Annotated in this window: 13 protein-coding genes and 1 tRNA gene; 7 read left to right on the top strand and 7 right to left on the bottom strand. The window is 32.4% G+C overall.

Features of this window, described 5'->3' with window-relative positions; all coding sequences use genetic code 11:
• Nucleotides 1-374 precede the first annotated feature (374 nt).
• Nucleotides 375-923, bottom strand: coding sequence for a hypothetical protein (locus V6251_RS13835; protein WP_341588779.1), 549 nt, complete (start codon nt 921-923; stop codon nt 375-377).
• A 697-nt stretch (nt 924-1620) separates the two neighbouring features.
• On the opposite strand from V6251_RS13835, the gene V6251_RS13830 reads away from it, so the two are divergent.
• Complete coding sequence (locus V6251_RS13830; RefSeq protein ID WP_341588778.1) at nt 1621-2172, top strand: GRAM domain-containing protein; 552 nt, start codon at nt 1621-1623, stop codon at nt 2170-2172.
• Nucleotides 2173-2280: 108 nt separating this feature from the next.
• On the opposite strand, the gene V6251_RS13825 is transcribed toward V6251_RS13830, so the two are convergent.
• Nucleotides 2281-3393, bottom strand: a complete 1113-nt coding sequence (locus V6251_RS13825; RefSeq protein WP_341588777.1) for a TolB family protein — start codon at nt 3391-3393, stop codon at nt 2281-2283.
• Nucleotides 3394-3453: 60 nt separating this feature from the next.
• Here V6251_RS13825 and V6251_RS13820 point away from each other — a divergent pair, with 60 nt between their 5' ends.
• Both V6251_RS13820 and V6251_RS13815 read left to right on the top strand, forming a co-directional pair.
• Nucleotides 3454-4680, top strand: a complete 1227-nt coding sequence (locus tag V6251_RS13820; RefSeq protein ID WP_341588776.1) for a M28 family peptidase — start codon at nt 3454-3456, stop codon at nt 4678-4680.
• A gap of 17 nt (nt 4681-4697) precedes the next feature.
• A complete protein-coding gene (locus tag V6251_RS13815) occupies nt 4698-5096 on the top strand; it encodes a DUF4345 domain-containing protein (RefSeq protein WP_341588775.1) in 399 nt (132 codons plus the stop codon).
• Here V6251_RS13815 and V6251_RS13810 read toward each other — a convergent pair.
• From V6251_RS13810 to V6251_RS13800, 3 genes are all read right to left on the bottom strand, one after another.
• Nucleotides 5067-5282: a hypothetical protein gene (locus V6251_RS13810; protein ID WP_341588774.1), complete on the bottom strand. Its 216-nt coding sequence runs from the start codon at nt 5280-5282 to the stop codon at nt 5067-5069. The genes V6251_RS13815 and V6251_RS13810 overlap by 30 nt on opposite strands.
• Before the next feature lie 2 nt (nt 5283-5284).
• Nucleotides 5285-6676 carry a radical SAM protein gene (locus V6251_RS13805; protein WP_341588773.1) on the bottom strand — a complete coding sequence of 464 codons (1392 nt, stop codon included), beginning with the start codon at nt 6674-6676 and terminating at the stop codon, nt 5285-5287.
• 138 nt (nt 6677-6814) lie between these two features.
• A complete protein-coding gene (locus V6251_RS13800; RefSeq protein WP_341588772.1) occupies nt 6815-7564 on the bottom strand; it encodes a prolipoprotein diacylglyceryl transferase in 750 nt (249 codons plus the stop codon).
• Between the two features lie 70 nt (nt 7565-7634).
• Between V6251_RS13800 and dusB the strand changes: the two genes are divergently transcribed.
• Nucleotides 7635-8630: a tRNA dihydrouridine synthase DusB gene (dusB, locus tag V6251_RS13795; protein WP_341588771.1), complete on the top strand. Its 996-nt coding sequence runs from the start codon at nt 7635-7637 to the stop codon at nt 8628-8630.
• Nucleotides 8631-8768: 138 nt separating this feature from the next.
• Here the strand turns inward: dusB and V6251_RS13790 are convergent, their stop codons facing one another.
• Together V6251_RS13790 and rbfA are read right to left on the bottom strand one after the other, a co-directional pair.
• Nucleotides 8769-9974: an ABC transporter permease gene (locus V6251_RS13790; protein ID WP_341588770.1), complete on the bottom strand. Its 1206-nt coding sequence runs from the start codon at nt 9972-9974 to the stop codon at nt 8769-8771.
• Complete coding sequence (gene rbfA, locus V6251_RS13785) at nt 9975-10370, bottom strand: 30S ribosome-binding factor RbfA (protein WP_145005110.1); 396 nt, start codon at nt 10368-10370, stop codon at nt 9975-9977.
• A gap of 83 nt (nt 10371-10453) precedes the next feature.
• On the opposite strand from rbfA, the gene mce reads away from it, so the two are divergent.
• The 3 genes from mce to V6251_RS13770 all read left to right on the top strand — a co-directional run bounded on the left by mce (nt 10454) and on the right by V6251_RS13770 (nt 12376).
• Nucleotides 10454-10855, top strand: a complete 402-nt coding sequence (gene mce / locus V6251_RS13780) for a methylmalonyl-CoA epimerase (protein ID WP_341588769.1) — start codon at nt 10454-10456, stop codon at nt 10853-10855.
• Nucleotides 10856-10911: 56 nt separating this feature from the next.
• Nucleotides 10912-10988, top strand: a tRNA-Ile gene (locus tag V6251_RS13775).
• A 167-nt stretch (nt 10989-11155) separates the two neighbouring features.
• Nucleotides 11156-12376 (top strand): aspartyl protease family protein, encoded by a 1221-nt coding sequence (locus V6251_RS13770; RefSeq protein WP_341588768.1) that lies wholly within the window; start codon nt 11156-11158, stop codon nt 12374-12376.
• Nucleotides 12377-12471 lie beyond the last annotated feature (95 nt).

Here is a 12471-nt window from a genome sequence, read left to right as displayed (position 1 = left end):
CTTAGTAGAAAAAGAGAGAGGATTATCAATGTTGTCGAAGTCTAAAGCTTCACCGTGTATACTAATCTTATTTCTCTCTTTTGTTCTTTCTATTTATTAGTTAAATTTAATGAAAGACAAACTTAAGCCGTATATAATTTATTGCTGGTTCTAGCCTACTTACGAAAATCCTCTCGGATTTTCTATTCTATTTGCTAAATTAGGTGTTAAACTACGCAACTAATCTTATAAAAGACCCTTGGCATTCATTGACAGAACATAATCTTTATTCATAATTATACTAGCTAAAATATTCACTTTTAAATATACAAAACAAAAAACGGTTTTATATATCATCATATAAAACCATTTAATTAATTTTATAATTATTTTTTTTAGTTTCTCTTCATCTGTATAGCTTTTTTTGAATAAGTTGAAGCTTTGGTTTTCTGACTTTCACCGCAAGACATTTTAATTTCAATTACTGAAGCTAATGTTATAACTTCTCCTGTTTTATTGTTTTTAAACAAAATCTTTCTAGGTGTTGACATCAATTTTATTTTTTCCTTCGATTTTAAAGGATTATAAACTACTTCAATTGGAGTGTCCTGACTATACTTTTCTTTAATACCTAAAGCTTCTATATCCAACGAATTTATCTCTTTACCATTAACTGATACAGAAAAATCTGGATCTTGAAAAATAATTCCATCTTTACAACCTCCTGCTTGATCGCCCCAAGACGCACAAATTTTGAATCCAAACCCTTGAAACCTAAACATCCCACCTTTGAAAAAAATATCATCCCCTATATTGACCTCTGAATCAATAATACTTGATATATCTTTACCAATATTAGGAGATATAGTTGTGCTGGCATTTACCTGCATTACTAAAAATAAAATAACAGAAAAAAATAATACTGAGTGCTTTTGTAATTTCATAACTTAAATATTTAATTGTCACCTACTCTTTTAAACGATTTTCGGTTTGCTCGTATTTATACTAACAAAATTATACGTCATAGTGTCTAATATCTATAGCTATTCTATTAACCGCTAGTTTGAATCTATAAAACTGGACTTTGAATAAATCATCTGTACTTAAAATGATATAATAAAATAAAGCTAATCCATAAAGAAAAACAACGAAATGGTAACACGGTATATAATTAGTGGCGTGGTTCTCGCCTGCTTACGAAAATCCTCGCGGATTTTCTATTTGGTTTTTATTTACTAAATTAGGTACTTAAACTACACAACAAACCATATAAAAACACGTTTCCATTCATTAGCAGAACGCACTCAAAAATGAATAAAATGATTTTAAAAATATTTGTCGGAATTATTTCTATAGTGATTAGTTACGGATTAACATTAATGATTAAACCACATATTGGTGCTTATGTAAAATCTGAAATCATTCTTAATATTCTGCAATTCATATTTACAATTGTTGGTTTCGGAGTAATTTATGGAGTAATTGATAAAAATATATTTCAAAAAAATAATTAGAAACAACGAAAAGGCAAAACCATGTATAATTAATGGCTAGCTCTACACTAATTACTAACATTCCTGCGCAATATTTTATTCGGTTTGTATTTACTAAATTAGATGCATAAACACAAAACAGTCCATCATGGAAATAGGAACAAAATTAATTAAAATCAATTGGAAATACCGAGTACTATTTGCAATAGGTACAGGTCTATTATACGCTTTTATACTGTGGCTTTTTGATTATTTTTCCGATGAAAAAATTTACACAACTAACAGCATTATTTTTCAAGGTATTTTCTTTGGTTTATTTTTTGGTATTGGATTTCCGTATATAAATCAAAAGCTTGCTGGCAAGTTTTCTAATAAAATAGGACATTCAATTAAACCTGATTTATCACCAGACGAAACTGTTGAAGTAGAAGGTCCTGCTAATTTATTTCGTGGTATGGAAGGTGTAGGCGGAAAAATATTTTTAACTAATAAAAAGTTAATCTTTAAATCGCACAAAATTAATATCCAAACAGGACAAACAGATATTGCCTATGCTGATATTAATCAAATTATAAAACGTAAAACAGCAAAACTAATCGATAACGGAATTAGGATAATTACTAAAGACGGTAAGCAATTTGATTTTGTAGTTAATGAACGTGCAGTATGGTTGGACCACATTAACAATCACCTAAAATAAGATTTTAAGACATTTTAAATTGCCAATAATGTAAATGTATACAACCTACATTATTAGTACCTAAAATCACCTTAAAAATTAGCTTAATACCGTTTTAAACAAAGTGGATTAATCTACCCATTCTGCAATAAACAAATTAGTATCGCGTCCACCACCATTATTTCGGTTAGACGAAAATGCTAACTTTTTACCATCGTTAGAAAACACCGGAAACGCATCAAAAGTTTCGCCATGTGTAACACGCTCTAGGTTTTTACCATCAATATCAATTAAGTATAAATTAAACGGAAAACCACGTTCTGCTTCAAAGTTAGAAGAGAATAATACCTTTTTACCACTTGGGTGAAAAAACGGACTCCAATTGGCATTTCCTAAATCCGTTAATTGGCGTAAATCACTACCATCTGCATTACAAATGTATAGTTCCATATCTGTTGGTTCAACTAAACCTTCGGCTAACAAATCTTTATAGTCTTTAATTTCTTGTTCTGTTTTTGGTCTAGACGATCGGAAAATTATTTTTGTTCCGTCAGGAGAGAAAAACGCACCTCCATCATAACCTAATTCATCTGTAATTTGTTTTACATCACTACCATCCAAATTCATGGTGTATAACTCTAAATCGCCACTTCTAGTAGATGTAAATACAATTTTATCTCCTTTTGGAGATACCGTTGGCTCAGCATCATAACCAACCTCATTGGTCAATTGCTTAACAATATTACCTTCTAAATCTGCTATAAAAATGTCAAATGTATCGTAAACAGGCCAAATATATTTTCCGTTTTTACGTAAAGGTGTATCTGGACAATCTTTGTTTGCTAAATGTGTTGATGCATAAATAATATGCTTATTATCTGGCATAAAGTAAGAGCATGTAGTGCGTCCCATTCCTGTACTTACCATTGGTGGTGCAATACTATCAAAGGTTTGATTGGCGTCCATTAAAAACATTTGGTCGCAACCAACATTCCATTTTTTGTAATTAGATTGAAACACTAATTTACTATCATCAAAACTCCAATAGGCTTCAGCATTATCACCTCCAAAAGTCACTTGACGTAAATTTTTAAAATGAATTTCTTCAGGATAAATCAAAGGGTTTTTTACTTCAGTAACTTCAGGTTTTACAGTGGTATTAGTAACGTCAGTTTTAGTCTCATTTTTACAAGAAAAAAGAACAGCAGTAACTAGTAAAATTCCGAATAAGCGTGTTTTCATAATAGGTTTTATTAAATGGCTTTAATTGCCTAATTTTGAGTAAAATTAATACTTCTTATCATGAAAATAATAAAACTACTTGTTTTTTTACTTGTTTTTACCTCATGTAAACACGAAATTATAAAAGAAATAACCATTCAGGAGGATGTTCAGTTTTTAGCTGACGATGCTTTGGAAGGTCGTCAAACAGGTACTATTGGCGAGCAAAAAGCTGCAAAGTATATTGCAGAGCGTTTTAAAAATTTAGGCTTAACACCAAAAGGAACCGATGGTTATTTTCAGGCGTTTTCATTTAAACCAAAAACAGATCCACATCAAGAAGTAAAGTATAATGTAAAAGATGGTGATAGTACAATTACTGGTACAAACGTGCTTGGTTTTATTGATAACAAAGCCCAGAACACTGTAATTATTGGCGCACATTATGACCACTTAGGTTATGGTGCAGAAGGAAGTTTATTTAGAGGCGAAAAAAAAGAAATCCATAATGGAGCAGATGACAACGCAAGTGGAGTAGCAGTACTACTAAATTTAGCACAAAAGCTAAAGGCTAAAAACACAAATAATAATTATTTATTTATCACATTTTCTGGCGAAGAAATGGGCTTATTAGGCTCTAATTATTACACAAAAAATCCAACAATAGATAACAAAAAAGCCAATTATATGATTAACATGGATATGGTTGGTCGTTTAAAAGCAGACAGTACATTGGCAGTTTATGGTGTTGGTACGTCACCAATTTTTAAGCAAACCTTACAAGCGCATAATAACCGTTTTAAGTTGGTACAAAAAGAGTCTGGAGTTGGACCAAGTGATCACACTAGTTTTTATAATTCTGACATACCTGTATTGCACTTTTTTACAGGTCAGCATGAAGATTACCACAAACCATCTGATGATACAGAGCGTTTACATTTTAATGGTATGCAAATCATTTCTAATTACATTTTTGAAATCATTACAGATTTAGATAATAACGGGAAACTACCCTTTAGAAAAACTAAAAACGAAAGCGATGATGTGCCACGTTTTAAAGTAGGACTTGGTGTAATACCAGATTATTTATTTGACGGAAAAGGCATGCGTATTGATGGTATAAGCGAAGATAAACCAGCACAAAAAGCAAACCTTCAAAAAGGTGATATAGTTGTTAAACTTGGTGATAGTACTGTTTTTGATATGATGAGTTATATGAAAGTTTTAGCAACCTTTAAAGCAGGTAATAAAACAAATATAACAGTAGACAGACAAGGCACAATGGTTGATGCTGTAATACAATTTTAAAGCTTCTTAATTAAACCATGAAAATCACCAACCATGACATAATAACAAAAATACACTTAATCATATCAGTATGTATTGTTGTTCCGGTGTCTTTTTTTTATGGTTTTAATCCAAGCTCTCAGTTCGATATTCATTTAAACACCATTGACGAGCATAATTTTTTTAAAGCCATTATGGGTCTGTATTTAGGGTTTTCTGTGCTTTGGATTTTGGGAGTATTTAAAGCCAATTATCTAAAAATAGCATTAGTGACCAATATGATTTTTATGCTAGGCTTAGGTTTTGGAAGATTACTAAGTGTAACATTAGATGGTATCCCAACCTTTGGTTATCAATTCGGGACTTTTGCAGAGCTATTTTTAGGGTTTTATGGATTGTGGGTATTGCTAAGCCATCATACTACCACAAATACCTAAACTAACAATTACATAAACAGCAGCTAGTATAAATAACACTTTAGCTGCTTTTTTGTTTTTTTTAAGTAAAGCAAAACCAATAATAGCTAATAAAATAGCTGGTCCAAACATAATAGCAGCAAAAAATAAGACTATTCCGTCGTAATTTCCACCTCCTCCAGTAGCTTCTATAAGTAATGATATCATAATTACATCTCGTTTCTAAGTTGTTCTAAGCGTGCTTTTTTGTCATCACGATAAAACAAATTCATGGTTTCAAAAGGGATAATTTTATTGTCTTTATCTACAATATGCACACACGATTTTTTAATAGCTCTAACATCAAAGTTATAAGCATCTATAAACTGCATAATAATTACTCTAAATAAATTATCATACCCTAACTCTGGAGCATCAATATTTGGTAAGCAACACATAATAGATTTTAGGTTCTCCTCAGCAACCTCAACCGAGTTTCCTGTGCTAAATAGCTCTACCATTTTACCTTGCAGTGCTTCATCTTGCTCGTAAATAATAGTGTTTTTGCTATTATCTAATAAATCGTTTGGATTAATATAACGTGTTAACGGAAACACTTCATCACCTAGTTTAAGTGCGTAACCCATAACCAGAGCATCTGGATTACAAGGTACAGGAAGTAAATCGTCAGCATTAAAAATAGTGGTTTGTTCCATTATTTTTCGACGTACCTCAGTAATGGTCATCCGATCCGTTTCTGGATTAAAATTATCTAATCGACCAGCAATTTGAGTTGGTTGTAAGGTCACACCTCTAACACATTTTTGTTTTAAAGCATAGTCAATAATTTTACCAATCTCGCCATCATTTAATCCTTTTTGTAGTGTGACCACTAAAGTTGTTGATAGGTTTAATTTGTTTAGGTTTTCAATAGCCTGTTTACGGATATCATTTAAATCGGCACCACGAAGCTCGCGCAACACACTGTTTTCAAACGAATCAAATTGTAAATAAATTTCAAAATCTGGAGCATAGGTTTTCAGTCTTTCCGCGAAAGCGAAATCTTTAGCAATTTTAATCCCATTAGTATTCAGCATTAAATGCCTAATCGGTAACGTTTTGGCGTAGTCCATAATTTCCCAAAACTGAGGATGTATGGTTGGCTCTCCACCAGATATTTGCACCACATCAGGCTCCTTTTCATTTCTAACTATAGTATCTAGCATGGCTTTAACTTCGTCCAAAGTACGATGTCTACCGTATGTTGGTGACGATCCTGCATAACACGTCGGACAAGTCAAATTACAACGATCCGTCACCTCAACAACCGTCAAACAACTGTGCTGCTCGTGGTCTGGACACAAACCACAATCGTAAGGACAACCGTAATCCGTTTTAGTGTTAAAAGTATAAGGTGTTTCGCTAGGCTTATTGTAGTTGCGTATGTTTTTATAATACTCAATATCATCAGCAATTAACACCTTGCTATTGCCATGTTCCTTGCAACGTTTTAACATGTAAACATTATCATCTTCAAAGACAATTTTAGCATCCACACGTTTTAAACACTCAGGACACAAGCTTAATGTAAAGTCGTAATAGGTATAATTTCTAACTGGCATTTTCTGTAATTTATGTTATTTTGGCGTTACCACAAGGGTCGCGCTATTCACTAAATCTTTTTTACTTGTTCTCGATACATTTTGCTCATGCTTCACAAAACACTCAAACTGACGCAAAAAAGGATACCGTTTCTATCGCTAACGCGCGTGCTTGCCAAGTAAAAGACTAGCAATAAATTTGCTGTAATACAACCAACAAATTACACATAATATTTGGATACTACTTAAACCAAAAGTATAAAACACATTAGGTTTTAAAAACTCGATACAAAACCTAAAGCCAAAATAACTGAGCATAAAAATCTTAAACAAATCTCCGTTTTTTAACTGTAATCTATTGTTTACAGTTTTTAAAGCTATAAATAAAAAGATTAAAAAAAACAGCTCATATAAAGAGGTGGGATGTCGCAGTAAGCCATCACCTAAGTCCATTCCAAAAGCAGAAGTAGTGACCTTACCATAAGTAAACTCGTTAATACCAGATAAGAAACAACCAATACGACCAATAAAAATTCCTAAAATTATAGGGAAGACAAATAAATCTCCAGACGAGTGCTTTTCGCTAATTATTTTCTTTGCCAATTCCACACCAAGTAAACCGCCAAATAAACCACCCATTATGGTTTTTGTGTTTAGTAATGTAATGGCATTATTTAATGTAAATTCAATTAAAGGATTTTCTAAAAACCCAACCAATCTTGAGCCAACTAAAGCACCTAAAGCTGCACCTAAAATAATAGAGAGTCGGTTATTGGTGTTAATAACATCTGTATTGCGTTTTCTTAAAAACACATAATATCTATACGCTATAAAAAAGGCGAGATATTCTAATATAAGGTGAATATTTATGTTAACGCCAAAAAGCTCAGTGTTGAAGGGTAGGTCCAAATAATGATAGATTATTAGTTAAATATACACAATTACCTAAAAAACACTAATTTTGCACCAAAATTGTATCGTGGTAAAAATAGGTAATATAGAACTTCCAGACTTCCCGTTGTTGTTAGCACCAATGGAAGATGTGTCAGATCCACCATTTAGAGCGTTGTGTAAAGAGCAAGGTGCAGATGTGGTGTATACAGAGTTTGTAAGTAGCGAAGGTTTAATACGTAACGCAGCAAAAAGCGTTATGAAATTAGATATTTACGAAAAAGAACGTCCCGTTGGTATCCAAATCTTTGGAGCTAATTTGGATAGTATGTTACAAACCATTGATATTGTAGCAGAGTCAAAACCAGATATTATTGATATTAATTTTGGATGTCCTGTTAAAAAAGTAGTTAGTAAAGGTGCAGGAGCAGGAATCTTAAAAGACATCTGTTTAATGGAGCAACTAACTGCAGAGATGGTTAAACGTACCAATATCCCTATAACTGTAAAAACACGTTTAGGTTGGGATCACGATTCTATTAGAATTGTTGAGGTAGCAGAACGACTTCAAGATGTAGGTTGTAAAGCTATAGCAATACATGGTCGTACCAGAGCGCAAATGTATAAAGGTGATGCGGATTGGAAACCAATTGCACAGGTAAAAGATAACCCACGTATGCATATTCCTGTTTTTGGAAATGGAGATGTGACTACTCCAGAACGTGCAATGGAAATGCGTGATCAATATGGTTTAGATGGCTGTATGATTGGTCGTGCAACTATTGGTAATCCATGGTTTTTTAAACAAGTAAAACACTTTTTTGAAACCGGAGAACATTACAGACCAATTACTATGCAAGAGCGTGTGGATGCTGCACGCAGACACTTACAAATGTCTATTGACTGGAAAGGAGAAACACTTGGTGTTTTTGAAACCAGACGTCATTATACAAATTACTTTAAAGGGATTCCGCATTTTAAAGAACACCGAATGAAAATGGTTACTAGTGATGCATCTGTAGATGTATTTGCTGCTTTTGATGAGGTTTTAGAATTGTTTGCAGATTTTCAATTTACAGAATAACCAGGCTAATACTTTGTTAAGCAAAGCGCCAACTATATATAACAGTAAGCGCAAGAAGGATGAAGCAATTTGTCTGAGCTCCTCGAAGAGAGCGAGTTGCGCGAGCCTGTTTGCCTGTTAAGGCAACTTGCCCCAATTTTAATTAGTTTTTACTAAATCACGTGTAATACGTGAGGCTGCTATTTTTGAAGCTATTATCCCTAAAACTGAAATAGTAAGCATAACTATTACAAAGTTTTTAAAGTGTATTGCAACTGGATAAGGTAAGCTTGGTGTAATCATTATTAAGTCAAAACTAGCTTGTAATTGAACAACTATGTAGCCTATTGCTAATCCTAAAAACCCACCAATAATAGTCATTAAAATGCCTTGATAAAAAAAGATGTTCCTTATGTCTTTTACTGTTGCTCCTATATTGTATAGGGTGCTTAAGGTTTTCTTTTTGTCTAAAATCATCATTATAATAGAACCTATGACGTTAAATAAGGCAATTATAAGTACTAATGTAAAAATTAAATAGACTGCTAAATTCTCTGTATTTAGCATTTTGTATATCGCATCGTTTAGTTGGTCCTTATTTTTTATAATAATGTTTTTACCTAAAATGCGTTTAATGTTGGTTATAACTGTTTCTTGGTTAGCATTGTCAGTCAATTTAAACTCTAGACTGGTAATTTGGTTTGGTTGGTAATTTAATAATTGACGAGCAGTGGCGATAGATGCAAAAATGTATTTATTGTTTAGCTCTTCGTTAATATCATAAATACCAACGTTAATGGTATTAACCTGATTTAAGGCTTGACTTTGCGAGCTTATTTGACCTTTTCCTGGTTTTGGTACGGATAGGGTAATGGTTTTTCCGTAATCGTTTACAAAAGCTGATAACCGATTGGATATTGCCGAACCAAGAACAATTTGTGGGGTGTCTTGATACAGCCACGTACCATAAGGAATTATGGAGTCTATGGCTGTTATTTTGTTGTAGTTTTCATCTACACCTTTGATGTAAGCGGGATGATTGTTACCCTCTGAAGAGGCAATAACACGTTCTTCTATTATTCTAGAAAAGCTAACTACGCCATCAATAGCGTGTAGTTGTTTGTCTTGATTATCGTTTAAAGTAAAAGATTTACCTATGGTGGTTTCGACTTTTAAATCGGGGTCGATAATGCTGGTAAATTCTAATGTAAAATCACGTAAACCAGCAAAACCCGACAATACAATAAACAATGATGCAGCACCTAAAACAATACCTACAATAGCTATTATTGTAATAAAGTTAATGGCATTATTACTGCTTTTACTGCGTATGTAGCGTTTTGCTATGTATAAAGAAAAATTCAATTAACCTTTGCTACGTTTATCTAATAAATCTGGGTTTTGTATTGGATTTTCATCCCCTTTTAAAGATTTTTCAATTTTATCGATATGCTCTAAACTGTCGTCAACGTAAAACTCTAATACAGGCATTCTGCGTAATTGGTTTTTGGTACGTTGTGCCAATTCATGTCTAATCATAGGTTTGTTAGCTCTAATTCCCTCTAAAAGCTCTTTAGCTTTATCATTAGGGAATATGCTTAAATAAACCTTAGCGTCTGTTAAATCTGCAGTTACTCTAACCTTAGATACAGATATAATTATACCACGCATTCCACCTTGTGTAGCAGCGCCTTGAAGGATATCTACTAAATCACGTTGTAAAACCGAGGCTATTTTTTTTTGTCTTTGACTTTCTTCCATGTTGCAAAAATAGTTGTTATTACAATAATATATTACTTTTAAGCCATAATTAAGCAATTATTATACCCTAAATTATATAATTAATGGAAAAAATAGAACATATTGGTATAGCAGTCAAAAATTTACAGGAATCTAATGCGCTTTTCGCGAAACTTTTTGGCAAGCCACACTATAAAATTGAAACGGTAGAAAGTGAAGGGGTTAATACCTCTTTTTTTGAAGTTGGACCCAATAAGATAGAGTTATTAGAAGCAACAAAGTCAGATAGCCCAATTGCAAAGTTTTTAGAGAAAAAAGGTGAAGGTATACATCACATTGCTTTTGCTGTAGATGATATAAAAGCAGAAATTTTGAGATTAAAATCTGAAGGTTTTATTGTCTTAAATGAAACACCTAAAAAGGGCGCAGACAATAAGTTAGTCGCTTTTTTACATCCAAAATCATCAAACGGTGTATTAATAGAGTTGTGCCAAGAGGACAACTAATTAAAAAAAGGTTTGCAAGACTTTAAAATAAGTAGTAATATTGCAATCCGATTTCGGGTCCTATAACTCAGCTGGTTAGAGTATCTGACTCATAATCAGAAAGTCCCTGGTTCGAGCCCAGGTGGGACCACCATCAAAACCGATTCATTAATTTGAATCGGTTTTTTTGTTTTATATATGTTAAAGGGTTTCTTCGATCCATTTTTAATGTTTTGTTTTACATACCAAACAATTACTCTAATTGATTACAAGTCAGGTGATTTTATTAATATTCAATTAAAAATAAATACTAGTTAGCATATGTATCTTAAAAGTATCCAGTCCGTTTTTGTTTTGTTTATAGTGCTTCTATCTTCTTTTTTATGTACCTCTCAGAATGTTAAAAAGCTACTAAAAAAAGGTAGTATTGAAGATAAAGTGTTTAAATCAACATTTAAATATGAGCCTTACGGTAATGCTATTTTTGTTAAGGTGTTAATTAAAGGTAAAACGTACCGTTTATTATTTGATACTGGAGCAGTTACTGCAATTTCACCTAGAATGGTAGAAGAATTAAACTTAGAGATTGTAGGTAAAGAAGAGGTTTATGATTTAGGAAACACCTCTAAAAATTTAAATTTTGTTAAAATGGATACTATAAATTTAAATGGAATTAATTTTTTTGATACCGGAGCAGCTGTACTTGATATTGAAGCAGTAAAAGATTTTAAGTGCACAGGAATAGATGGCTTTTTAGGTGCTAACTTTATGCGGAATGCTGTTTGGGAAGTAGATATGGCAAAGCACGAAATTACATTTACAAATACTATTGATGCTATTAGTATTCCAGAAGGTACACCTTACACTAAAATCTTTATTGGTTACGATGGAACCCCTGCAATAACAGCTTATTTAGGTAACGAAAAATTATATAGTACTATGATAGACTATGGTTATGGTGGTGGTATTTCTCTTTTTTCGTACGATTTTAAAAAACTAAGAGAAGAAAATGCTGATATTAAATATGTCAAATCTAATGGCGGAAGTACTGTAGCGGGAGTATACGGAGATATAAAAACGTCAACTACTTATAAAGCAATTGTTGATAATTTTAAAACAGGTGATTTTGAGGCACCAAGTACCCTGATGTCTTTTGGGCAATTTGGATCAAGGACTATCGGTGCAGGATTTTTAAAAAATTACAGAGTGGTTTTAAGTTGGAAAGATCGTAAAGCATGGTTTATTGAAAATAAGGCAGCAGATGACCAAATTATATTTAGTGGTCATGGTTACGGAATTAGACTTGAAAATGAATCCATTTTTATCAGTTCAATTTCTGAAAATTCAGAAGCGGAAGAAAAAGGTCTTAAAATTAATGATGAAATTTTAAGTGTAAACGATATAGATTTTACAAAAGTGACGGATCAAAAATGGTGTGAGATTCTAAGTACTAATCGTCCTGACAAGGTTAAACTTGTCATACAAAGGGATACAAAGCAATTAACTGTAGCGCTCGAAAAAAAGGTTTTATTAAGCAATTAATTCATTTTTTTATTGTCTTTAAGATCTATAAATACTTTTTTATTGAAATTAAATAAAATTAAACATCTTGGGTGTCATAATAAATACTGTTTAAA

The sequence above is a fragment of the Olleya sp. Ti.3.14 genome, assembly GCF_038154885.1.
Taxonomy (GTDB): Bacteria; Bacteroidota; Bacteroidia; order Flavobacteriales; family Flavobacteriaceae; genus Olleya.
The sequence above is the reverse complement of the archived record's forward strand: the minus strand, read 5'-3'. Positions and strand labels throughout refer to the sequence as shown.

Bases quoted from the DNA above. Each gene is read 5' to 3' on its own strand.
- V6251_RS13815 (WP_341588775.1), top strand. From the start codon at position 4,698: ATGAAAATCACCAACCATGACATAATAACAAAAATACACTTAATCATA.
- rbfA (WP_145005110.1), bottom strand. From the start codon at position 10,370: ATGGAAGAAAGTCAAAGACAAAAAAAAATAGCCTCGGTTTTACAACGT.
- V6251_RS13835 (WP_341588779.1), bottom strand. From the start codon at position 923: ATGAAATTACAAAAGCACTCAGTATTATTTTTTTCTGTTATTTTATTT.
- V6251_RS13825 (WP_341588777.1), bottom strand. From the start codon at position 3,393: ATGAAAACACGCTTATTCGGAATTTTACTAGTTACTGCTGTTCTTTTT.
- V6251_RS13820 (WP_341588776.1), top strand. From the start codon at position 3,454: ATGAAAATAATAAAACTACTTGTTTTTTTACTTGTTTTTACCTCATGT.
- V6251_RS13810 (WP_341588774.1), bottom strand. From the start codon at position 5,282: ATGATATCATTACTTATAGAAGCTACTGGAGGAGGTGGAAATTACGAC.
- mce (WP_341588769.1), top strand. From the start codon at position 10,454: ATGGAAAAAATAGAACATATTGGTATAGCAGTCAAAAATTTACAGGAA.
- V6251_RS13830 (WP_341588778.1), top strand. From the start codon at position 1,621: ATGGAAATAGGAACAAAATTAATTAAAATCAATTGGAAATACCGAGTA.
- V6251_RS13805 (WP_341588773.1), bottom strand. From the start codon at position 6,676: ATGCCAGTTAGAAATTATACCTATTACGACTTTACATTAAGCTTGTGT.
- V6251_RS13770 (WP_341588768.1), top strand. From the start codon at position 11,156: ATGTATCTTAAAAGTATCCAGTCCGTTTTTGTTTTGTTTATAGTGCTT.